This window comes from Curtobacterium sp. PvP017 (genome assembly GCF_054060195.1).
Map to the genome: position 1 here is coordinate 563533 of NZ_JBSSCY010000002.1, position 22881 is coordinate 586413.

Below are 22881 nucleotides of genomic sequence, written 5' to 3' on the forward strand. Positions count from 1 at the left end.
GAGTCCACCCCTGTTCGGGTGACACCGAAAACGTGGTGAGGTTAGCCTTACCTAACGTGACAGCTCTCAATCAGACAGCCCCCATCGAGATCCTGACCGCGGCCACCGCCGAGCGCTACCGATCGACGGTCGGGTCGATGGTCGACCGGCTCGCCGACCGCTTCGCCACCGTGGACCGCCCGACGACCGCGACCGACCCGCGTGCGCTCCACGACCGGGTGCGCGCCGTCGACCTGGACGCCGCCCCGGTCGGGACGGAGCAGGCGCTCACCGAACTCGACGACCTGTTCGTCCGCGAGGCGGTGTGGTTCCACGACCCCGGCTACCTCGCGCACCTGAACTGCCCGGTCGCGCTCCCAGCGGTCGCCGCCGAGTCCGTCCTCGCGGCGGTGAACCCGTCGGTCGACACCTGGGACCAGTCCCGCATCGGCACGGACATCGAACGCCACGTGGTCGACTGGCTGGCCCGCCGGGCTGGGTTCGCTGCCGGTGACGGAGTGTTCACCTCGGGTGGCTCGCAGTCCAACCTGCAGGCGCTGCTGTTGGCACGCGAAGCCGTCGGCGTAGCCGGCACCGTGTTCACGACGGCGGAGACCCACTTCAGCATCGCGAAGTCCGCTCGGCTCCTCGGGCTCGAGGCCGTGGTCGACGTCGCCACCGACCACGCCGGTCGGATGCGGCCGGCAGCCCTCGCCGAGGCGATCGCCGTGACCCGGGCGGCGGGCGGGACACCGATCGCGGTCGTCGCGACCGCCGGCACCACCGACCGCGGGGTCATCGACCCGATCGAGCCGATCGCCGACGTGTGCGACCTCGAGGACGTCTGGCTGCACGTCGACGCCGCGTACGGCTGCGGACTGCTCGTGTCCCCGACGCGTCGGCACCTGCTCGCCGGGATCGAGCGGGCGCGCAGCGTGACGACCGACCTGCACAAGTCCTTCTTCCAGCCGGTGTCCTCGAGCGCACTGCTCGTCCGCGACCCGGCCGACCTGCGCCGGACGGCCTGGTACGCCGACTACCTCAACCCCGAGGACGCCGCCGAGCCGAACCAGGTCGACAAGTCGCTGCAGACCACCCGCCGCTTCGACGCCCTGAAGCTCTGGGCCACCTTGCGCGCGACCGGGGCCGACGCGATCGGCACCGCGTTCGACGCCGTCATCGACCTCGCCGCCGCCACCCACCGGATCGTCGAGGAGGACCCCGACCTGGTGCTCGTCGCCCCGACGCAGCTCAGCACCGTGCTGTTCCGCTGGCAGCCGGCCGGGGTGACCGACGACGAGGCCGACGCGCTCGTCGCCCCGATCCGCGCGGCCCTGCTCGCCGAGGGCCGGGTCCTCATCGCGAAGACCGTGATCGACGGCCGCCCGTGCAACAAGCTCACCCTGCTCAACCCCGAGACGACCCCGGCGCAGATGCGTGCCTCGCTCGACCACGTCGCCGCGACGGCAGCACGCGTCCGTGCGACCACCACCGCCCCGGAAGGAGCGACGCGATGACCACCGACCGCACCGTGCACGACCTGATCGGCATCGGCATCGGCCCGTTCAACCTCGGCCTCGCCTGCCTGACCGACCCGCTCGACGACCTCGACGCGGTGTTCCTCGACGCCGCCGACGGCTTCGCCTGGCACCACGGCATGATGCTCGACGACGCCACGATCCAGGTGCCGTTCATGGCGGACCTGGTGACGATGGCGGATCCGACGTCGCCGTTCTCGTTCCTCGCGTGGCTCAAGGAGACCGGCCGCCTGTACCCGTTCTACATCCGCGAGGACTTCCACCCCCTGCGCAGCGAGTACGACGCCTACTGCCGCTGGGCCGCCGACCAGCTCGACACCCTCCGCTGGGGTCGGTCCGTCACGGCGGTCGAGCACGACCCGACGACGGACGTGTTCACGGTGCACGCCGAGACCGATCAGGGTCCCGAGACGTACCGCGCACGCCACGTCGTCGTCGGCATCGGCACGGAGCCGTCGGTCCCCGCCCCGCTGCGCGGGATCGCCGGGCCGGCGATCCACTCCGCCGAGTTCCTGCCGAACCGGGACGCCCTGCGCGACGCCGGGTCGATCGCCGTCGTCGGCAGCGGGCAGTCCGCCGCCGAGGTCTACCGCGAACTGCTCGAGGACATCCGGCAGGACGGCTACCGCCTCGACTGGATCACCCGGTCGCCGCGGTTCTTCCCGATGGAGGACACGAAGCTCACCCTCGAGATGACGAGTCCGGAGTACACGGACCACTTCCATGCCCTGCCCGAAGCCGTCCGCGACCACCTGGGGCGCGAGCAGCGCGGGCTCTACAAGGGCATCAGTGCCGACCTCGTCGACGAGCTCTACGACCAGCTGTACCGGATCAGCGCACGTGGCCCGATCCCGACGAGCCTGCGCACCGAGACCAGTGTCGTCGACGCGGAGTGGCTCGCCGACCGGGGCACGTACCGGCTGACACTCCGCCACGAGCAGCTCGGCGCGACCTACGAGCACGAGGTCGAGCGGCTCGTCCTCGCCACCGGTTACCGCCCACGGGCGCCGCGGTTCCTCGATCCGGTCGAGCACCTCGTCGCCCGGGACTCCCAGGGTCGCCTGGCCGTCGCGCGCAACCACCACGTCGACACGCTCGGCGGGCGCATCTGGGTGCAGAACGCCGAGGAGCACACGCACGGCCTGACCGCGCCCGACCTCGGCATGGGCGCGTGGCGGAACGCGTCGATCATCCGGTCCGTCACGGGGCGCCCCGTGTACGGCCTGGAGGCCCGGATCGCCTTCCAGGAGTTCGGCCTGCCCGACACGGACCAGTCGACGGCCCCGGTCGCCGGCGCGCACCGCGCGCCGGACCGGCAGGTCACCGAGCGCGCGGAGGTGCCCGCATGAGCGCCGATGTGACGAGCACTGCACTGGCCGGTGCGCCCCAGGCGACGGTGTCCGCCGGAGCCGCTCCGGGCCTCCTGACCGTCGAACCCGTGGACCCGGAACGCGACGCCGCCGTCGTCCAGTCGTGGCTCGCCCACCCCGCGTCGTCGTGGTGGGAGATGGGGCAGCTCGACGTCGTGGAGGTCCGCGACTACCTGACCGGCGTGCAGGCGGACCCGGCGCAGGCCGCGTGGCTCGGCCGCCGCGACGGCGAACCGTGCTTCCTGGCCGAGACCTACGACCCCTCGGCCGTCCTGCTCACCGACGTGTGGGCGGCGGAGCCCGGCGACGTCGGCATGCACCTGCTCGTCGCACCGGCGCCGGCCGAGGGCCGCGTGCACGGACTGACGAGCGCCGTGATGCGCGCCGTCGTCGAGCACTGCCGCGACGCCCTCGGGGCACGTCGGGTCGTCGTCGAACCGGACGTGCGGAACACCGCGGTGCAGGCGAAGAACGCCGAGGTCGGGTTCCGCGCGCTGCGAGAGGTCGACGTCGACGGCAAGCGAGCCCTGCTGTCGGTGCTCGAGACCGACCGGATCGGTGTGTCCGACGACGACGAGCCGGCCGCCCACCTGCGGCCCGAACACCTGGAACCCGCTGAGCGGCACCTCGTCGCGAAGGCCATCGCGGAGTTCACCCACGAACGGCTGATCGCGCCCACGCAGGAGGGCGACGGCTGGCGGTTGGACGCGGGTGACTCCACCTACCGGTTCCGGGCGCGGCGGCACGTGCTCGAACACTGGGCGATCGACGAGACCTCGCTGACGCGGACCCGCGGCGGTGCCCCGGTCGCGCTCAGCGCCCAGGACCTCGTGCTCGAACTGCGCGACGTGCTCGGGATCCCGGACGAGCTGCTCGGCACGTACCTGGAGGAGATCGCCTCGACCCTGGCGAGTGCCGCCGCGAAGCACCGGCGGGGTGGGCCCTCGGCCGCGCAGTTGGCGCGCGGGCGGTCCGACGGCGGCGTCGCCGGCGCCACCGCGTCCTTCCAGGACGTCGAGTCGGCGATGACCGAGGGGCACCCGGCCTTCGTCGCCGCCAACGGGCGGATCGGGTTCGGCCTCGACGAGTACCGGGCCTTCGCGCCGGAGTCCGGCGGCCGGTTCCGCTACCGGTGGCTCGCCGCCCGACGCGCGCACACGCACCTGGCGCTCGCCGCCGACCGGACCGAGCAGGCGCACTGGGAGTCGGAGCTCTCCGAGACGGTCGTGGCCGGGTTCCGCTCCACGCTGGAACGTCGATGCCTGGACCCCGACGACTACGTGTGGATCCCCGTGCACCCCTGGCAGTGGCAGCACCGCATCGCCGTGACCTTCGCGCCCGACCTGGGACGGCAGGACCTGGTCGACCTCGGCGAGGGGCCCGACGAGTACCAGCCGCAGCAGTCGATCCGCACCGCGTTCAACCGCACCGATCCGACGCGCTCGTACGTGAAGACGGCGCTCGCCGTGCAGAACATGGGGTTCCTGCGGGGGATGTCGCCCGCCTACATGCGGAACACCCCGGCGGTGAACGACTGGGTCGCGTCGATCGTCGCCGCCGACCCGACGCTCGCGTCCGTCGGGTTCTCGGTGCTGCGGGAGCACGCCGCCATCGGGTACACCGGGGACGCGTACCACCGCGTCGACGTGTCGTCGCCGCAGCGCAAGATGCTCGCGGCACTGTGGCGGGAGAGCCCGATCCCGCGGCTGGCGGAGGGCGAACGGCTGCTCACCATGGCGGCGCTGCTGCACCGAGACGCCTCGGGCGACGCCGTCGTTTCGGCGCTGATCGAGGCGTCGGGACTTCCTGCCGACGCGTGGGTGCGGCGCTGGCTGGACGCCTACCTGTTGCCCGTCGTGCACTGCCTGACCGTGCACGACCTGGTGTTCATGCCGCACGGCGAGAACCTCGTGCTCGTCGTCCGCGACGGCGCCGTGGTCCGTGCCGTGATGAAGGACATCGGGGAAGAGGCCGCGGTGCTCGGGCGGCACGACGACCGTCCGGTGCCGGCCGACATCGACCGGATCGTGCACCCGGTGTCCGACGACGAAGCAGCGCTCGCCGTGTTCACCGACGTGTTCGACGGGGTGCTGCGGTTCGTCGCCGCGATCCTCGACGACGACGGGGTCCTGCCCGAGGGCCGGTTCTGGGAGGTCGTGGGGGAGTGCATCGACACGCACGCTGCCGCACACCCGGACCGCCGTCGACCGTTGGACCTGCGGGTACCGACGTTCGAGCACTCGTGCCTGAACCGGTTGCAGCTGCGGAACACCCTGTCGATGGTCGACCTGGCGGACCAGTCGGCGTCGCTCATCCGGGCGGGGGCGATGGCGAACCCGATCGGGCGGTAGGGCCCGCGCCTCGCCCCAGCCGGAGCGGCGACGAGGCTCTGGTCTTGCAGACGACCCCCGTTGCGTGGCTGTGTAACAAATGTATTTCAGAACATCACCGGTCAGTGGGTGATCCTCTACTGTCGTGCGCACAGGCCGCCGACGGTGGCGGCCCACGAACCGGTAGGGGACGCAATGTCGAAACTGCGGAACACGTTCACTGGTGCTGCGCTCGCTGGCACGCTCGTCGCGGGAGGGCTCGTTGCTGCGCCCGCGGCATCGGCAGCCGAGGTGCCAAAGCCCGTCGTCAATGTCGGAGCAGACCACCTGGAGGTCACGCCAGCGTTGGTGAACGAGGCCATCTCGGAAGCGCGTCGGGCGGGGGCAGTCAAGCGCGAGGACGTGCAACGGGACGGAACTCGTTCGGTCACCATCGACGGAGGCGACGGGTTCGAGTTCACGCTCAACGAGACAGACCCGCGGCAGCGCCTGGGCTTCGGGTCGGACAATCGCGGCGTCTACATCGCCTTCAACACGTTCGACCAGAACGTGATCATCGGCGGGACGGGCGCGGCACTGCTCGTCGGCATCTGCGCGCTCGGGCCGGCTGCTTGTGTGGTCGGCAACGCCGCGGTCATCCTCGGCGCCTCCTACCTCGCCACGCACAGCAAGTGCCCGAGCCCGAAGTCGGTTCGCGTGTACCCCGTCACCAAGAAGTCATCCCGTTGCGTCTAGGCGGAAGTCGGCACGCCGTGACGAAGATCCTGCGCAGCGTTCCGTTCGCTGTCGCGTTCGGTATCGCACTCGTCATCGTCGGAGCAGCGGTCGCAAGTGCCACGGCGGACACGCCGGGCCGTGCTCTCGGAGGTGTCGCCCTCGGGCTCGCAGTCGGTGGAGCCGGATGCTACGTCGGCTTGACGATCCGGTACCGTCGCCGACGCTGATCATCGACGGGAGCGCTCTGTGCTACTCGGCGCAGAGCGCTCTCGTCCGTGGACATGCCTGTGGTCCGCGTCGATGGCCCGCAGCTGGGAAGCTGGTGGGGTGCACACGAGTGGGGACGAGGTCACGGTCGACATCGGGGACGTCATCGACGCGGATCAGACCTTGCGCGGTGCATGCCGGCCAGTGGGGCGGATCCGAGGCGCCGGACTGTTGCTCGGCGGGGCGGTCCTTGTCGGGGGAGTCGTCGTTGCGGACCAGCCGAGTGACCGCGGTACCGCAGCGGTCCTGGTCGGCACGGTGCTGGTTGCCGCAGCGCTCATCGCCCTCGGGTACCTGGTCACGCGACGCCGGCTTCGGCTGGCCCGAGCCGCGCGGACGACGGCCGTCGATGCCGGTGTCGCCCGTGTCCTCACGCAGGCGCGGGCTGCTGGCGTCCCCGAACTCGACCCTGCCAGCGTTCGACGTGTGCTGGTCGAGACCGACAACGGACCGGGGCCCTGGTACGACCCGAAGCTCGGCCCGTACACGTGGCCGGTGTGGCGCATGCTGACCGCGGACCCCACGTCGACGGTGTTCGTGATGGCAAGGAAGTCCGACGACGCCCGGTCGCTGACGATCACCGTCGCGTCCGCGAAGCCGTCGTGGTGGCAGCGGGACTGACCGGGAGCGGACTCGACTACGGCTGCAGGCGGGTAGCCGACCAGACGCCGTCGGCGAGCACGTACTGCAGGCGGAGGTGCATCCGGTCGCGGCTGCCGTGCCAGAACTCCACCACGTCGGGCTCGAGCCGCCACGCCACCCACCCAGCCGGCCGTGGAACGGCGTCGTCGGACTCGTCGAGCAGCACGTTGGCGTCGTCGATCAGGTCCTGCAGCGTCCGGGGTTCGAGCACGGCGGACTGGTCGGCGATGGCGGTGGCTGCGCGGGACTTCGGTGAGCGGTCGGCGAACAGCGCGTCTGATTCGTCGTCGGACAGCTGCACCGCCCGGCCCTCGAAGCGGAGCTGCTGCATCGTCTCGCGCCAGTAGACCTGGAGTGCCGCGTGCGGGTTCTCGGCGAGCTGGCGACCCTTCGGGCTGAGCGTCGAGGTGCCGAACACGAGCCCCCGGTCGTCGAGCCGCTTCACGTCGACGGTGCGGGCGCTGACCCGGCCGTCCGCCCCGGCCGTGGCGAGGGTCATCGACTTCGGCTCGGAGACGTCGCGCTCGTCCGCAGCGTCGAGCCATTGCTGCGCAAGGTCGAGCGGTGACGCCGGAGGTGCGTCGAACTCGGGCAGGTGCAGGGAGTCGTCACCGGACAGGGAGGAGGACATGCGTCCACCCAACCGTGCTCAGTCCTGCCACGTCCAGGCTGCCGGGGGACGCCCACCCCGCGGCCCCGCGCTCGCAGTGGCGTCGACCCGCGCAAGCGCGGTGTTCGTGCGGAGCGTCCGGTTGAGGTTGCCCGGGTCCGGTATCGTCCCCGTCAGCGCGATCCGCAGCCGAGCGGCATCGGCCGTGGTGAAGGGGTCGCCGAGCAGTGCTCGTGTGAACGGCAGGTCGGACCAGAGGAGTACCCGGGCGCGCTCGAGGGCTGCGTCGACGATCCGGTCGTGGTCGAACGGCAGGCCGAGCGGCAGCGAGCCGACGTCGTGCCACGTCGCGTCGGAGTCCGCTGCCGGGTCGATGACCGCGAGGAACGCGATGCTGATCGCGGCGCTCCGCGGATCGCGGTCGGGTCCGTCGAACGCGCCGACCTGTGCGAGGTGGTTCACCGCCGTCGGCCCGACTCCGGTCTTGGCCCGCAGGGCGCGCCGTGCACCGTCGGCGAGGATCTCGGTGCCGTCGAGGAGCACGCCGGGGAGGGCCTGCTCTCCGGCGTACGGGGCGTACGCCCGCCGCGCCGTGGCGACCCGGAGACCGCCCGCCGTCGTGAACGACATCGGGACGACGTCGATCGCGATGAGCGGTTGGTCGCGGATCGCCGCTGCGGCGTCGTTCACGCGGTGGCCGCCCGGCGGGTGGCTCGGGCCGCGCGCTCGTGGCGGAGCGTCTGGCGGACGTCGGCGAAGGACTGGAGGCGCGTGAAACGTCCGTCGACCCACACCGGCTGGAGCAGGCTGGTCGCCTCGTCGTCGGCTGTGGCCTGGTCCGTCTGCCGGATCTCACCGGTCTCGTCGCGGTGCAGGGCGATGCGGCCCTTCGCGCTCTTCTTGCCGCTGCCGGTCTTCGGGTCCTTCTGGATGTCGACGGGCTCGCCGTCGACGAGTGCCCACGTGGCCTTGACCGCGCTGCCGAGGTTGTCGCGGGTCATGTACTGGTACGTGTACGAACCGATGCCGAGCACGATGTTGTCGCTCGAGTACCCCTTGGCGGCCAAGCGCTCGTAGATGCGACGGGCACGGTCGAGCGTGATGCTGTCGCCGTAGATGACACCGATGTGCTGGTCGAGGACCTTGAAGCCCTGCTCGTTCACGGTGTGCCCGAAGATCTCGTCGAGCAGCTCGACGACGCCCTTCTGCTCGTGGCTGCGGTCGGCCGCGAACAGTTCAGCGTCGTCGACGCCGTGCACGGTTCCGGTGACGATGTCGACCGGGTCACCCGAGTCGGGGCGGATGACGAGCTTGCCGTCACGACCGGTGATGCGGTCCTTGAGCTGCGGGAGGGTCTCGGTGATGACCTTGAACAGGTCGAAGCCGTCGCTGACCGCCGAGACGATGCCCGTCGGGTACACGTCGAGGATCTGCTCGAACGTCGCCAGCTCGCCGTCGGCGCCGCGGACGCACATCACGCTGTGCTCGGTGGCGGGCACGCTCGCGGCCACCCAACCGTTGTCGCCCGGGTAGTAGCGGTCGATGAAGTCGAGCGACGGCATCGAGTCGGTGCCGAGGAACGACAGGAGGTGGCCCGCGCCACCCGCTGCGGCCGATTCGATGCTCGACTGCCCACGGAACGAGAAGTCGTGCGCGGCGAAGTCGATGCCGGCCGGGACCGCGCCGGTGCGGGCGGCCCAGTCCTCCATCAGGTCGCGGTACTCGAGTGCCTTCGTGGCGACCGTCGACGGGTGCCAGATCGAGGCGGACAGCGCGGTCTCGATGTAGTTGGGCAGCCAGTAGAACTCGTCGATCGTGTTCTCGACCGTCAGGGTCGCGACGCCGATCGGTGCGAGGGTCCCCTCGGGCAGCGCACGGATCTCGAGGGGCAGGTAGCCGAGGCGGTGCAGGGCCCGGACGTGGTCGGTGCCGATGTGGTTCGGGCCGAAGTAGCTCTGCAGCGCTTCGTCGAACAGCCGGACGACCTCGTCTTCGTCGGCGGCGAAGAACGGTGCCCAGGCTTCGACGAGCGAGCGCTGGATGAACGCCTGCAGCCCGAAGACCACGGCGTGCGTCGACTCGGGCATGTGCGCGTTCGACCGGTTCGTCCAGTTGATCAGGATGCGGGTGGTGCCTGCCGGGTAGACCTGCCGGTGCGAGTGCTTGTAGCCGTCGACGGCCAGCAGCGGCGCGATCGGGCTCGCCGTGGTGATGCGCGGCTCGATCCCGGTGCTCGTGCTGGTCGTGGTGCTCGTGGTCTGCGTCATCGGATCTGCTCCGTCAGGTAGGGGGTGAGTGCGATCGTGCGCAGGCCGTCGATGGCGTTCTGCGCGGGGTACGAGTCGGTGGTGACGATCTCGCCGAAGTGGTCGGCGAGCTGTGCTGCCCGGCCGGAGAAGACGCCGTGCGAGACCCAGAGGCCGAGGCGCTCCTTGGGCAGGCCCGTCGAGCCCGCGAGCCCCATGAACGTGCCGCCGCCGTCGCAGATGTCGTCGACCACCAGGAACCGGCCGGTGTCGGGCAGGGGTTCGCAGGTGAAGCCGTCGAGCTTGCCGGTGTCGGGGTTGCGGTGCTTCTCGGCCCGGTAGAGCGGCAGCCCGCACGCCTCGGCGACCGCGGTTGCCCGGGGGACCGCGCCCTTGTCCGGAGCGATGATGCCGGTGTACGGGTCGCCGCCGTCGTGCTCGGGTGCGCCGACCACGGCGTCACGGACGACCTGCTCGCTCGTGACGACGGTCAGGTTGTCGACCAGGCCGACGATGACCGGCGAGTGCGGGTCGAACGCGATGACCTGGTCGAGGTGGAAGCCGTTGAGGACGTCCGCGTAGACCTTCGCGCCGAACGGCAGGCCGCGGTCCTGCCGGGCTCCGGGCAGGTAGGGGACGAGCGCGACGGACCTCGATCCGCGCTGCCGCACGGCGTCCGCCCACATGCCGAGCATGATCAGGTCGTCGCCGTTCGTGCCGCGCAGGGTCGCGATCTCGGTGAGGCCCCCCGGCTCGGCGGTGTCGTTCGCGACCTTGACGTGGGCTTCACCGGCGGGGAACCGCATGGTGGAGAACGTCGGTGTCGTCTGGTTGCCCTGGGCGTCCCAGGTGCTGAGTTCGACTGCCATGGCTCGACCGTACCACAGTACTTGTCAGAGCGACAAGAACGCGGCTTCGACGGCTGCGTGCGCTCCGGTCCGCCACGGACGCGGCAGCCCTCGGGCACCTTCGACCACGAAGATCGCCGGGTGCGGTCGGTTGCCGAGGGCGTGCACGATCGCCTCAGCCGTCGCTCGGGGGTGCTCAGTCAGCACCACGGGGAGCGACCACCGACCCGAACGGAGCATGAGCGACCGCCCGGGCGAGACGGTGTCGGCGGTGATCGCGGCCCAGAGGCCGGCGGCCGTCCCGAGCGGAGTCGACGTCACGGACCGGAGCGTGGCGAGCACCGGCGGCCGAGGAGGTGGGAGGAACTCCGTACCTGCGCGGGACGGGCCCGCCGGGTCGATGACGAACCGTACCGGGCCTGTGGCCTCGCGCTGGCGGAGCGTGTCGCTGGAGATGCACTGCGTCCCGGCACCGAAGTCGGTCGGACGGTCGGTCGGATCGCTGTAGGCCCACTGCACCGCGGCACCGCGGTCGGCCTGCTCCCGTTCCGGCCGGCCGAGCGAGTCGACGACCAGGTGCAGTTCAACCGGGACGCCGACCCGCTGGACCACGGCAGCCGAGCGTCCACGGTCCATCGATCTCAGCGCCGTTCGACGTGCGCGAGCGGCTGCTGCTGCCGGACCCACGTGGCGTGCTCGACGGGGAGCTCGTCGATCCAGGCGGTGAGGACCGGCACCGGGACGTCGTGCGCGCGTGCGACCTCGAACACGATCTCGGAGAAGGCGAACGCGGCGTCGCGATCCGTCGTCGCCAGCACGACCATCAGGTCCTCGGGCACGATGTCGACACCGTGGCGGAACAGCCACACCCGGACCACGCCCGGCGTGCGTGGCGCCCGTTCGGCGAGTGCGTCGGAGAACCCCTGGGACGCGGACGGTGCCGGGCGGAGCGTGACCTCGGCGCCGTCGGGGAACGGGCCGCCCGCGGCGATGACCGCCTGCTTCTCGTCGGGCTGCACGACCTGCGGGTAGGGCTGGTCGATGTCGAGCACGAGACCCCAGTCAGTCGGCAAGCCGGCGACCAGGCGCGACATCGGCAGCGACAGCGGCGTGGCAGCGACACCTGCCGGGATGCGGGCGACGGCCGCTGCAGGATCGGTGAACGCCAGCGCGAGCGGGGTGCCTTCAGGACTGACGACGCCGAGCGGGATTCCCTGCTCGTCGTGTCGGAGTGCGACGACCTCGGCTGCCGCGAACGCGAAGCGCGAGCGAACCATCAAGGCGCGTCGCTGTGCGGAGGTGATGTTCGTGGTGGTGCTCATCAGGAGAAGATCCTCGCGAACAGGCTCGGTCGTGCCGTCGACGGGGGTGTGAACACGAGCGCGAACGTCGGGTGCAGCGGGTCGCCGGGGTGGGGGATGTCGCGGATGATCGCGTACCCATCGGAGAGTACCTCCGAGTGGATGCCCGGCGGGAACACGAACCGGGCGAGCAGCTCGGTCCAGTCGTCGGCTCCGCGGATCTCGGTGCCCCACGTCGGGCGGACGACACCGGACAGCGTCGTGTACGCACCGAGGTCAGGACGGACGTCGAGCCCCAGTTCCGCGATCGTGCGGACGACCGGCGCGAGCCTGCCCCATCCCTGTTCGTACGGGCCGGTGGACGGCACGGTGTAGGTGCCGCGCCCGTCGACCGGCAGGGGTTCCACGGTCTTCTCGATGCGGGAGACCGTGGTCGGCACCACACCGGGTTCGTGGCGGTCGATCGCTGCTCGGTCCGGGCTCAACGTCGTGCGGAAGCGGCGCACTTCGTACTCGTTCTTCCAGCCGTCCTCGATGTTGACGTCGGTTCGACCGTCGACCGCGAACGATGCAACGTGGAACGAGTCCGCCAGGGCCACCGACTCGAGGACCGCGGGCGCGGACGGCGTGTGGACGAGTGCCGAGCGCGGGACGACGACCTGGCGCCCACGCTCGAAGAGCGTGCCGTCGAGGTCCTCGACCTCGTACCCGTCGGACGACAGGGCGTTGAGCAGTCGCAGGCTCGCGCCGTACTCCGGCCACAGCGGATCGACGGTGTCGGTGATGGTCCACCGGCCGTCCGCGGCGCGCTCGGGCAGGGCGTTCCAGGACGGTGACCGGTCCAGGAGCTCGTGACCCGCCGGGGTGACGCCGCTCCGGGTCACCGCAGTCGGTCCTGGACGGACTGCGTTGCCTCGCTGATGTCCCACGGTGCCGTCACGATGCCTGCCGCGACCGCCGGCCCACGGGCGCCGAGGTCCTGCAGCGCGTTCGCGTACTGGTGCGTCGTGAGGACCCCCGGCTGCGGACTCCGCGTGGCCGGGTCCATCAGCACCTGGTTCATCCCGTCGGGGACGACGTTCCCCGCCTGGTCGACCGGGCTGAGCACGCCGGCGTTCACGAGGTCGTTCGTCGACTTGTCCGTGAACAGCTGGTGCTGCCCGCCACCGCCGAACTGGGTGTTCGCCTGCGCGGTGCCCTCGGCGTGCGGCAGCGGCTGGTTCACCAGGTAGCTGTCGCCCGTGTTGCGGTAGTCGGAGTGCGTCTGTGCCCCTGCAGGCACGCCGTCGTGTCCGGCTGGCGACTGCACGCCCACCTGCACGGACTCGCTGTAGTTCGAGGCACTGCCACCGGCGTGCATGGTGCCGTCAGGGACGTAGAAGTTGCCGTGGCCAGGACCGCTGATCTGGAGCGTCTGCCCGACGAGCGAGTCGGCGTCGCCGTTCGCCCAGCGGTCGACACCCAGGTAGCCACTCTGGAAGCCGCCCTTGCCGCCCTGCCAGTGCCGTGCGAGTTCTGCGAGCGACGAGCCGCCGTTGTCCCAGTACGCCTGCGTCGCTTTGTTCGCGATCTCCGGCATCGATCGGACCGAGGCGATGAAGCCGTCCCCAGGGCGCCGGAGGGAACCGACCGCCGCCGACCCACCGTGGACGGCGAGGGCGCGGAGCGACTCGACCGAGCGCAGTGCGGCACCGTGGCGCAGGTTGTTGACCAGGTGCAGACCCGGTGCGAACAGCTGTCGGCTCTCCGATGCGACGTGCCGACCGGCTGAGCTGAACTTGGCGGCGAGCGAGGCGCCCTTCGCGAACTCCTCACCGATCTTCGCCGCGGTGGTGATGCCCTTCATCCCGGGGATGCAGTCGAGCAACGCGAAGGCGAGGTCCCACCCGTCGGCGGTGCCCTTCGACATCTTGTACAGGGTGTCGGCGAGCACGAGCAGGGCGGCGCCGAGGACGATCCAGGCGAGTGGCCCGCCGATGATCATGACGATGATGCCGCCCACGGCGACGACGACCTTCGCGATGGAGACGATGGTCTCCCACGCCTCGGACCCGAAGATCTTGTCCCACGTGGACTGCTTCCCGAGCCCCGCGTCAGCCGCTTCACCGATCTTCGTCGCGGTCCGCTGCTCCGCGTCCTGCCAGTCGCCCTTCGCATCGGCGACGAGTCGCTTCGCCGCGTCGATCCGGGACTGCGCCGCCGCGATGTCGCCCTGCGCGGACGACACGGAGCCCTGCGCGACGGAGGCGTTGTCGGACGCCGCCCGCAACTGCGCCGGCGAAGGAACGTCCACCCCGTCCGGCACCTCGGAGCCGGCCGGATACTTCTCCGCGACCTTCGACAGGTCCTTCGATGCCGACTGGTAGTGCGACAGGGTCGACTGCGCATCGGAGAGCCGGTCCTGCGCCGCGGCGAGGTCCCCGGAGGCGTCCTTAGCGTCCGCGAGCGCACCGTCGGCGCGGTACTGGGTGTCGTCGACGGTGTCCGCCCACCCCGACAACGCCGTCGCGGCCGCCTCGTACGAGGCCACGAGCTTGGCCAGGTCCGACGGGGTGTCCTCGATCGCGTCGACGAAGACGTCGGCGGCCTCGCCCTCCCAGTTGGTGAGCCACCCGGACCCCTTCACGGAATTCAACCGGGTCGAGGCATCATCGGCTGCGTCGGAGATGCGCTGGTACTCCCGCGACATCATCCGCAACGTCGACGGATCACCCTTGACCGGGTCGTCACCCTGATCGACGACGTCCCACCCCGATGGTCGCCCCATGACTACACCGCCCTCGAGGCAGCGGGTCCGCCGCTGCCGTTCTCGTCGTTGACCTGCAGCGCCTGTGCAAGCTGCGCGTCGGTCTCGGTGTAGGTCTCGACGGATGCGCCGAGCATGTCCGCCAACGCCTTCGTCGAGTCACTGATCTTGTCGCGCTTGTCGCCCCAGCGGTGGTCGAAGTCGTGCAGGGCGTTCTGGACCGTCCCCGACCCGATCTCGTCGTCGGACGCGTCGACGCGCTTGTGCGCCTGTTCGAGCGTGCTGTGCACGGTCGTCAGGTCGGTCTGGAGCTCCCCGAGCCCCATCAGGTCAACCAGCAGTCTGCCTGCCACGGAACAATCCCTCCCCGATCACGAACCGGCGCCGCCACGACGGCGCCACAGGAACCGCGACGACCCCGTGCCCCACGCGATCGCGGGGCACGGGGTCGACGACGGTCTCAGCCCTTGAGGCCGGAAGCGAGCGACTCGTCCGTCTCGGACAGGGTCTGCGACGCCTTCGACAGGAACGTCGACAGGCCCTCGAGGCCCTGGACGGTCTGGGTCACGCCACGGTTGAACTCGTCGTAGGACTCACCGAACGCGACGGACGACTTGTCGGTGACGTAGCCGTCGGAGATGAGCTGCTGGATCTTGCGCTGCAGTGCGGAGAGGCGGTCTTCGATGTCCGCCTGGCCCGCCTTGAGGTCGGAGGCTGCTGCCTCGAGGTCTGCGTACGAGACGTTGATGTTCGCCACGGTGTGACTCCCTTTCCCCGGAGTTTCGTCATGTCCCCCCAACGGGGCGTGTTGCAGGGGACACTACCATCGTCCTGCGACATGTAGTCAACGCTACGGGGGATGCCATGACCTTCACGTTCACGATGGTCGACCGCGAGAGCGGCCAGACCGCCAACGTCTACGTCGACGGGGACGACACCCGTGCGGTCGGCGAGCTCGTCGCCGAGGCCGAACGCCTCATCGCGACGGACGTGGTGGCATCCGGACGGACCCCGGCGTACTTCGTCGGCGAGCAGCCGCTCGACCTGGCCGCGACGGTCGCCGAGTCCGGTGTGCGCGAGGGCGTGGTGGTGGCGCGCAGCCTCGAGCAGGTGCCGCCGCAGCCGCTCCGTCCACTGACCGATGCCGAGATCCGGATCGTGTCCGGGCTGCACGCCGGGACCATCGTGCGGGTGGGCACCGGCACGGTGACGATCGGCACGGCGACGAACGCCACGGTCCGTGTGCCGGTGAGCACCACCGACGAGGTCGAGGCCGAGGCGTCCGGAGCCGACACCGTTCCGGAGGTCGCCCTGCTCGTCTCGGTCACGGCCGACGGCGCCAAGGTCCGTCCGGCGAACGGCTTCGCCGGGGCGGTGCTCGACGGTGCTGCCGTCACCGAGGAGACGGACTGGCCGGAGACCGCGCAGCTCGCGATCGGCGGGGTCCTGCTCGGGTTCGGTCGCGCGCCGGACCGCGGGGCGCACCTGTCGCTGGCCGACGACGGCATGTCGCTCGAGTACAACCGGCCGCCGCGCATCCTGCCGCCCGACGAGCACACCCGCTACCAGCTCCCGGCCCCGCCGACCGAGCCCCCGGCGCGGGCGCTGCCCATCCTGATGGCGCTGGCGCCGATGGGCATGGCCGTGATGTTCGTGTCGACCACCGGTCGCTGGATCTACCTGCTCATCGCCCTGCTGTCACCGATCCTGATGATCATCACGGGCCTCCAGGGCCGCCGGCAGGGCAAGAAGACGTACCGCCAGCGGATCGTGGAGTACGAGGACACCAAGGCGCGCATCGAGGCGGACGCGACCGAGAGCCTCCAGTCCGAGCGGGCGCGCTGGATCGCGAGCGCCCCCGACCCGGCTGCCGTCTACGAGACCGCGGTGACACCGCTGCCGCGCCTGTGGGAGCGACGCCGGACGGACCCCGACCACCTGCTCGTCCGTGTCGGCACGGCGACGCAGCGGTCCGAGGTGACCATCGAGGACCCGGAACAGCTGTCGCACAAGCGGACCGTCGCGTGGGACGCGACCGACGTGCCGGTCCGCATCCGCCTGGCGGAGCGTGGCGTGATCGGCATCGCCGGTCCGGACGACGACGCCCGCAGGCTGGCGAACTGGGTGGTCGCGCAGCTCGCGACGCTGCAGAGCCCCAAGGACGTCACCTTCACGCTGCTCACCGACACCACCCGCACCGCGCTGTGGGAGTGGATGTCCTGGTTGCCGCACGTGCGCCGCGACGGCGCCGACCAGCCGATGACGAGCATCGCGTCGAACGCCGCGACGACCGCGCGCGCCATCGCCGAGCTCGCCGCGATCATCGACGCCCGCAAGGAGGCGGGGATCGGCAAGAAGACCCCGCCGGCCGACGAGATCGTCGTCGTGATGGACGGTGCCAGGCGCCTGCGTGCGATGCCGTCACTCGTGCAGGTGCTCAAGGAGGGGCCGGCGGTCGGGGTCTTCAGCATCTGCCTCGACCTGGACGAGCGGCTCCTGCCCGAGGAGTGCGACGCCGTGGTCGTCGTCCGCGACGACCGGATCCGCGTCACCCAGCAGCGCAGCGAGCGCATCGACGACGCCCGACCCGACCTGGTCGACCAGGACTGGCTCGAGTGGGTCGCCCGCTCGCTGTCGCCGATCGTCGACGCCAGCCCGGACGTGCAGGACGGCGCCATCCCGTCGTCCGCGCGGCTGCTCGACGTCCTCCAGCTCGAACCGCCGACGTCCGAGGCCGTACAGGCCCGGTGGCTGCTCGGCGGGCGCAGCACGACCGCCGTCATCGGCGCGTCGATCGACGGGCCGTTCGCCATCGACCTGCGGAACGACGGCCCGCACGGACTCGTCGCGGGCACCACCGGCTCCGGCAAGTCGGAGCTGCTGCAGACGATCGTCGCGTCGCTCGCCGTCGCGAACCGGCCGGACGAGATGAACTTCGTGCTCGTCGACTACAAGGGCGGTGCGGCGTTCAAGGACTGCGTCGACCTGCCGCACACCGTCGGCATGGTCACCGACCTCGACACCCACCAGGTGGAGCGTGCGCTCGAGTCGCTCGGCGCCGAGCTCCGTACCCGCGAGCACGCCCTGGCCGAGGTCGGTGCGAAGGACCTGGAGGACTACCAGGACCTGCAGGCGAAGCGCGCCGCGTCGGGCGACGCGATCCCGAGCCTGCCGCGGCTGCTCATCGTCATCGACGAGTTCGCCTCGCTCGCCCGCGAGCTGCCCGACTTCGTCAAGGGCCTGGTCAACATCGCCCAGCGCGGACGGTCGCTCGGCATCCACCTCGTGCTCGCCACGCAGCGTCCCGGCGGTGTCGTGTCGCCCGAGATCCGCGCGAACACGAACCTCCGGATCGCGTTGCGTGTCACCGACCAGTCCGAGAGCCAGGACGTCATCGGCGCGAACGACGCCGCGCGGATCGCGAAGACCACGCCGGGGCGTGCGTACGTGCGGCTCGGTGCTGCCTCGTTGCTGCCCTTCCAGTCCGGTCGGGTGGGCGGCCGCCGGCCCGGCACGGACGACCAGGAGGCCCGGCCCGCCCTGGTCCGCGAGCTCACCTTCGCCTCGTACAGCGAACCAGCCCCCCGCCCGGCAGCCGTCGAGGCCGCCGCCAGCGACGTGGAGGTCACCGACCTGAGCGTCCTCGTCGCGTCGATCGGCGACGCCACCCGTGCCCTCGGCACCCCCGAGCAGCGGAAGCCCTGGCTGCCCCCGCTCGGCGCGGTCGTCGGGCTCGACGACGTCGAAGCCGCCGGTGCTGCCGACACCGCGGACCTGCCGCCGCTCGCCGTGGCCTGGGGCATCGAGGACCACCCCGGCGACCAGCAGCAGCGCCCCGCGGTGTTCGACCTCGACGCCGACGGGCACCTGTTCGTCATCGGGTCGCCGCGCTCCGGCCGCAGCCAGACGCTCCGCACCCTGGCCGGTGCGATGGCCCTGCGCCTCGGCGTCGGCGACGTGCACCTGTACGGGATCGACTGCGGCAACGGCGCCCTGCTCGCGCTCGGTGCCCTGCCGCACTGCGGTGCCGTGGTGCAGCGGCACGAGCCCGACCGGGTCTCACGGCTGCTCGGCATCCTGCTCCGCACCGTCCAGGAGCGCCAGGCGGCGTTCGCGAGCGGCGGCTACTCCTCCATCGCCGAGCAGCGGTCCGACGAGCACACCACCCCGCTGCCGCACGTCGTCGTGTTCCTGGACCAGTGGGAGAGCTTCATGGCGACCCTGGCCGACGCCGAGAACGGTGCGCTGCACGACGCCGTCCAGACGCTGCTGCGCGAGGGTGTCGGCGTCGGAGTGCACCTGATCGTCTCCGGCGACCGCACCCTGACCTCCGGCCGGATGTCGAGCCAGGTGGAGCGGAAGCTGCTGCTCGCCCTGGCCGACCGCGGCGACTACAACTACGAGGGCATCAACGGCAAGAAGCTGCCGGAGTCGATCCCGCCCGGCCGCGGCTTCCGGAACGCCACGGCGACGGAGACCCAGGTCGCCGTGCTGCCCGGCGGCCTCGGTGGACGCGACCAGGCGGCGGCGCTCCGCGGCATCGGCGACGAGGTCCGCGCACACGTCCCCGCGACCGTGCCGAAGCCGTTCCGGATCGACGTGTTGCCCAGGTCCATCACCTTCGAGGAGGCCGTGCGGTACCTGCCCTCTGCGGAGGCCTCGGTCGGCCGGGTCGCCCTCGGCGTCGGCGGCGACGAGCTCCGGCTGTTCACGCACGACTTCGTGCAGGACACCCCCGTGTTCATCGTCGCCGGCAGTCCGCGGTCCGGCAAGAGCACGGCGCTCGTCGCGATGGCCCGGCACGTGCTGTCGGCCGGTGGGTCGGTCGTCGCGGTCACGCCGCGGGACTCCCCGCTCCGCGCGCTCGAGGGCGCACCGCGCGCGACCGTCGTCACCGACGCCGGGATCGGGGCCGAGGGGCTCTCGGCCGCGGTCGACACCGGCTCGGACGGCTTCACGCTCGTGCTCGTCGACGACGCCGAGGCGCTCAAGGAGACCCCGGCCGAACCGGTGTTCCGGGCGATCATGGACTCCGACCGGGGCCGTTCGGTCGGACTCGTCATCGCCGGCGACGTCGAGGGCGTCGCGAGCGGGTTCCGCGGCTGGCAGGTCGACGCGAAGAAGGCCCGTCGCGGCATGCTGCTCGCGCCGCTCAGCACCGTCGACGGCGACCTGATCGGCACGAAGCTGTCGAAGAGCCTGGTGACGCAGGACCGGGTGCCGGGACGAGCGCTGCTCAACGACGCCGACCAGGCACTGCGACTCGTGCAGGTGCCCGCCGACTGACGCGAGGCTCCGTCAGCCGAGTGGGGCGTCGCCGACCAGCGCGGTCCGCGGTTCGGCGCGCAGGGTGTGCCCGCCGAACACCACGACGTCGCCCGGCTGCACCACCGTGCGCTGCGCCGGCGGCACCATCGTCGCCGGGAACCCCGGCCGCCGCAGCTCGACCCCGTTCGCCGACGCCGTGTCGAGCACCCAGAGCGAGCCCTCGGCGCCGAACCCGAACTCCAGGTGCGTGCGGCTGAGCAGCTTGTCGGGGTCCTCGAGCGCGATCACGTGCGCGTAGCCGCCGTCCGGGTGGGCGCTCGCCGGGTCGCGGCCGATCAGCCCGCCGCCGGACACGGTCACCCGCTGGTGGTCGTCGAGGACCAGGACCGCGGCAGCGGTCTGTCGCGCCGGAGCCGCGTCGCGTCGAGCCGTCCCACCGGCGGAGCCGAGCGGACGCCCGGGCAGCTGCGCGACGGTCGCCCGCACCCGGTCGGCACTGGCGCGGGGAGCCGGCGGCGGCGTGACGACCGCGCGCGCGAGTTCGCCGCGCTGCGCCATCCGCGCGAGGTCGTCGACGGTGACCCGCTCGACGACGGGCTCGACGGGCTTCCGGCGCTTCCGGAACGGCCAGATCCGCATCAGTCGACCCCACCGCCGACGGTGGCGGAGTCGATGAGCTCGAAGGTGTCGGTCACGGTCTCGAACAGTTCGTACAGGGGCTCGGCCAGGTCGGTCGCGGGCGAGGACACGCTCACCAGTGCGACCTGGTCACCGGCCGGCACGAACGTCTGCATGAGCACGACGTCGAACGAGCCGCGGCCGTCCGGTGCCTGCACGGTCGAGACACCCCAGACACGCGGCACACGGCCGATCCGGGGGACCTCGTGCACGTCGACGTGCATGTCGTCGTCGTCACCACCGAGCGCGGCGACGTGGTCGGTCAGGGCGGCGAGCGGGTCGCCGCCGGCCTCGGGCGCGGGCAGGACCGTGACGGTCAGGGCACCGGAGACGATGCCGTCCTCGCTCGGTTCGGCGAAGGCCGCGCAGTACCGGGCACCGCTGTCCCACGCCGACCGCGCGAACCGGCGGAGCGCCCGGACGATCTCGGTGCGGTGGTCCCAGAGCTCGCGTTGGTCCTCGATGCGCTCCTGCACGAGGGCGCTGATCCGGTCGTCGCGGCGTTCCGGCTCGACGGGCAGCTCGAACCAGGAGCGGGGGACCGTGATGGCGAAGTGGTCGACCGACATGCCCGCTACCGTACCGTGGCGTGTCGCCCGGCCGTCCGGCGCATCGCCCGGAGCAGCAGCGGGCCCGGCAGCCGCAGCAGTGCGCCGGGCAGGACCGATCGCACACCGCCGACCAGCGCGACCGTCCGACCGAACCGCCGCTGCTCGCGCGGCCCCCACGCGAACCCGTACGCGGCGCGCAGCTGCTCCGGCAGCATCCCCACCGTGACGATCCGGACCAGGGGCATCGCAGCGCGCACCCAGAGCGGCGCGAATCGCGGGTGCAGCAGGTCCCGCACCACCTCGCGGGCGTCGTCGGTGACCTCGAGCCGGTCGAGGGTGTCCGCCCAGTACCGGTCGAAGGCGGCGACCGACGTCGGCCAGCGATCGGCGGGCACCCGCAGCGTCGTCGCGATCGGGGCGTAGGCGGCGAGGACGTCCTCCGCCCGCTCCGCCGTGACGGGCACACCGAACAGGTCGTGCGCCCGACGTGCCGAGTCGAACAGGGTCGCGGCCACCCACAGCTGCCGGTCGACGTCGTCCGCGCCGGTCACGGGGACGTGGGCCCGGTTCACGAAGCCGGCGGCGATCGCGGCGTCCTGCTCCGTGCCGGAGACGACGGCGTACGCGAACATCAGGGTGTGGGCCAGCCGCTGCTGCGGTCGTCGTGCGAAGTCCGAGTGCCGGCGGACGCCCGCCGCGACGACCGGGTCGGCGATCTGCAGCAGGATGGCGCGGCCGCCCGCGGCCACGGGAGTGCTGTCGGCGAGGAACCGACGCAGATCGCGGTCGTGGACGCGACCGTGTTGCTGCCGGGAGGTGGGCCCCACCAGCCGGTTCCGGCGCACCGCGCCAGCGGGGTGACGGCCGTGCCTGGAGGGACGGTGCGGGCCCGACACCGGGCCTCCAGACCGTGGGGTGGTCACGGTCCACCCCGTCGGCGTCGCGCCCGCAGGACGGGGACGAGATCAGCGGCGATCGCCGCGAGGAGCGCGACCGCACCGGTCGCGAGGGCGATCACCAGGTACGTGCCGTCGACCCGGACGTCGCCGGTCAGGGCGAGCAGGGTGGCGACGAGCCAGATCGCAGGGAGCGGCCAGCGGCGGCTCGGTGCTCCGGTGACGACGGCTCCGACCACCGCGACCGCGAGGAGCGGGACCCATCGTCCCGCGGGCTCCGACTGCGCGGCGAGGTGCGCCGAGGCCGCGACGAGCAGCATCGCCGCGATCGCCACCAGGCGGGCGGCCGACGGCATGCTGCGGACGCTGGCACGGACACGACGGAACACGGCCCGATGCTACGGGCCGTGTTCCGCGGGTCCCTGGGGACCGCTGGTCAGAGCGGCTTGGTGCCGAGGTCGTTGCCCAGGTCCGGGCGGTCCTCGTCGGCGTCGTGCTCCCACAGGTCGGGCGACCCCTCGCGTGGGGAGCCGCCGGTCGGGCCGTCGTCGGTGCCGTCACCGGGCTGCGGCTCGACGGTCTCGCCCGCAACCGCGTCGTTCGTCACGGTCTCGAGGGACTCCTCGGACTCGTCCACCTCGTACGGGCCGACGTGCTCGCGGTCGATGTCGTCGTCGCGGCGCTGCTGGGCCTCGAAGTCGTCGACGGGGCTGATGCCGGGATCGCTCATGGTGGTTCCTTTCCGTTGCGGGCTTCCTGCCTACCCGCCGGCACCTGGCGACCGTCCGGTTTCGTGTCGCGTTCACCCGGAGGTCACCTGCCGGTCACACCGCCACGGCAGCATCGCCCGTGCTCGGGGGAGTGGAGCGCGGTCGCCGACGGGTGGTCGAGCGA

The 22881-nt window shown here is 71.7% G+C and carries 21 protein-coding genes; 6 read left to right on the forward strand and 15 right to left on the reverse strand.

The window, feature by feature from the left end; genetic code table 11:
• Positions 1–137: 137 nt before the first annotated feature.
• The 5 genes from ACVKXF_RS06790 to ACVKXF_RS06810 all read left to right on the forward strand — a co-directional run bounded on the left by ACVKXF_RS06790 (position 138) and on the right by ACVKXF_RS06810 (position 6822).
• Positions 138–1496, forward strand: coding sequence for a pyridoxal phosphate-dependent decarboxylase family protein (locus ACVKXF_RS06790; protein WP_456795341.1), 1359 nt, complete (start codon positions 138–140; stop codon positions 1494–1496).
• A complete protein-coding gene (locus ACVKXF_RS06795; protein ID WP_456795258.1) occupies positions 1493–2866 on the forward strand; it encodes a lysine N(6)-hydroxylase/L-ornithine N(5)-oxygenase family protein in 1374 nt (457 codons plus the stop codon). The genes ACVKXF_RS06790 and ACVKXF_RS06795 overlap by 4 nt, the downstream gene beginning before the upstream one ends.
• Positions 2863–5238, forward strand: a complete 2376-nt coding sequence (locus tag ACVKXF_RS06800) for a GNAT family N-acetyltransferase (RefSeq protein WP_456795259.1) — start codon at positions 2863–2865, stop codon at positions 5236–5238. The genes ACVKXF_RS06795 and ACVKXF_RS06800 overlap by 4 nt, the downstream gene beginning before the upstream one ends.
• A 174-nt stretch (positions 5239–5412) precedes the next feature.
• Positions 5413–5952, forward strand: a complete 540-nt coding sequence (locus ACVKXF_RS06805) for a hypothetical protein (protein WP_456795260.1) — start codon at positions 5413–5415, stop codon at positions 5950–5952.
• A 393-nt stretch (positions 5953–6345) separates the two neighbouring features.
• Positions 6346–6822, forward strand: a complete 477-nt coding sequence (locus ACVKXF_RS06810; protein WP_456795261.1) for a hypothetical protein — start codon at positions 6346–6348, stop codon at positions 6820–6822.
• Positions 6823–6838: 16 nt separating this feature from the next.
• Here the strand turns inward: ACVKXF_RS06810 and ACVKXF_RS06815 are convergent, their stop codons facing one another.
• The 10 genes from ACVKXF_RS06815 to ACVKXF_RS06860 form a co-directional block, all read right to left on the reverse strand.
• Positions 6839–7474: a pyridoxine/pyridoxamine 5'-phosphate oxidase gene (locus ACVKXF_RS06815; RefSeq protein ID WP_456795262.1), complete on the reverse strand. Its 636-nt coding sequence runs from the start codon at positions 7472–7474 to the stop codon at positions 6839–6841.
• Between the two features lie 18 nt (positions 7475–7492).
• A complete protein-coding gene (locus ACVKXF_RS06820) occupies positions 7493–8143 on the reverse strand; it encodes a hypothetical protein (protein ID WP_456795263.1) in 651 nt (216 codons plus the stop codon).
• Positions 8140–9720 (reverse strand): nicotinate phosphoribosyltransferase, encoded by a 1581-nt coding sequence (locus tag ACVKXF_RS06825; protein WP_123311829.1) that lies wholly within the window; start codon positions 9718–9720, stop codon positions 8140–8142. Before ACVKXF_RS06825 ends, ACVKXF_RS06820 begins: the two co-directional genes overlap by 4 nt.
• On the reverse strand, positions 9717–10568 hold the full coding sequence (locus ACVKXF_RS06830; RefSeq protein WP_456795264.1) for a phosphoribosyltransferase family protein: 852 nt from the start codon (positions 10566–10568) through the stop codon (positions 9717–9719). Before ACVKXF_RS06830 ends, ACVKXF_RS06825 begins: the two co-directional genes overlap by 4 nt.
• Positions 10569–10592: 24 nt before the next feature.
• The gene (locus ACVKXF_RS06835) at positions 10593–11183 is read right to left on the reverse strand and encodes a hypothetical protein (RefSeq protein WP_456795265.1); all 591 of its coding nucleotides are present in this window, start codon (positions 11181–11183) and stop codon (positions 10593–10595) included.
• 5 nt (positions 11184–11188) lie between these two features.
• Complete coding sequence (locus ACVKXF_RS06840) at positions 11189–11869, reverse strand: hypothetical protein (RefSeq protein ID WP_340197742.1); 681 nt, start codon at positions 11867–11869, stop codon at positions 11189–11191.
• Positions 11869–12732, reverse strand: a complete 864-nt coding sequence (locus tag ACVKXF_RS06845; RefSeq protein WP_456795266.1) for a hypothetical protein — start codon at positions 12730–12732, stop codon at positions 11869–11871. Before ACVKXF_RS06845 ends, ACVKXF_RS06840 begins: the two co-directional genes overlap by 1 nt.
• Entirely contained in the window at positions 12729–14615 is a 1887-nt protein-coding gene (locus ACVKXF_RS06850) for a putative T7SS-secreted protein (protein ID WP_456795267.1), read from the reverse strand. The genes ACVKXF_RS06845 and ACVKXF_RS06850 overlap by 4 nt, the downstream gene beginning before the upstream one ends.
• 2 nt (positions 14616–14617) lie before the next feature.
• Complete coding sequence (locus tag ACVKXF_RS06855; protein ID WP_456795268.1) at positions 14618–14947, reverse strand: hypothetical protein; 330 nt, start codon at positions 14945–14947, stop codon at positions 14618–14620.
• Positions 14948–15054: 107 nt separating this feature from the next.
• On the reverse strand, positions 15055–15351 hold the full coding sequence (locus ACVKXF_RS06860) for a WXG100 family type VII secretion target (protein ID WP_071404660.1): 297 nt from the start codon (positions 15349–15351) through the stop codon (positions 15055–15057).
• A 107-nt stretch (positions 15352–15458) separates the two neighbouring features.
• On the opposite strand from ACVKXF_RS06860, the gene ACVKXF_RS06865 reads away from it, so the two are divergent.
• The gene (locus ACVKXF_RS06865) at positions 15459–19880 is read left to right on the forward strand and encodes an FtsK/SpoIIIE domain-containing protein (protein WP_456795269.1); all 4422 of its coding nucleotides are present in this window, start codon (positions 15459–15461) and stop codon (positions 19878–19880) included.
• A gap of 12 nt (positions 19881–19892) precedes the next feature.
• Here ACVKXF_RS06865 and ACVKXF_RS06870 read toward each other — a convergent pair whose 3' ends face one another.
• From ACVKXF_RS06870 to ACVKXF_RS06890, 5 genes are all read right to left on the reverse strand, one after another.
• Positions 19893–20501, reverse strand: a complete 609-nt coding sequence (locus tag ACVKXF_RS06870) for an FHA domain-containing protein (protein WP_456795270.1) — start codon at positions 20499–20501, stop codon at positions 19893–19895.
• Positions 20501–21109, reverse strand: coding sequence for a hypothetical protein (locus ACVKXF_RS06875; RefSeq protein WP_456795271.1), 609 nt, complete (start codon positions 21107–21109; stop codon positions 20501–20503). The genes ACVKXF_RS06870 and ACVKXF_RS06875 overlap by 1 nt, the downstream gene beginning before the upstream one ends.
• A 5-nt stretch (positions 21110–21114) precedes the next feature.
• On the reverse strand, positions 21115–21918 hold the full coding sequence (locus tag ACVKXF_RS06880) for an oxygenase MpaB family protein (RefSeq protein WP_456795272.1): 804 nt from the start codon (positions 21916–21918) through the stop codon (positions 21115–21117).
• Between the two features lie 92 nt (positions 21919–22010).
• Positions 22011–22376 (reverse strand): hypothetical protein, encoded by a 366-nt coding sequence (locus ACVKXF_RS06885; protein ID WP_456795273.1) that lies wholly within the window; start codon positions 22374–22376, stop codon positions 22011–22013.
• Between the two features lie 47 nt (positions 22377–22423).
• Complete coding sequence (locus tag ACVKXF_RS06890; protein ID WP_123311852.1) at positions 22424–22717, reverse strand: hypothetical protein; 294 nt, start codon at positions 22715–22717, stop codon at positions 22424–22426.
• Between the last annotated feature and the right edge of the window lie 164 nt (positions 22718–22881).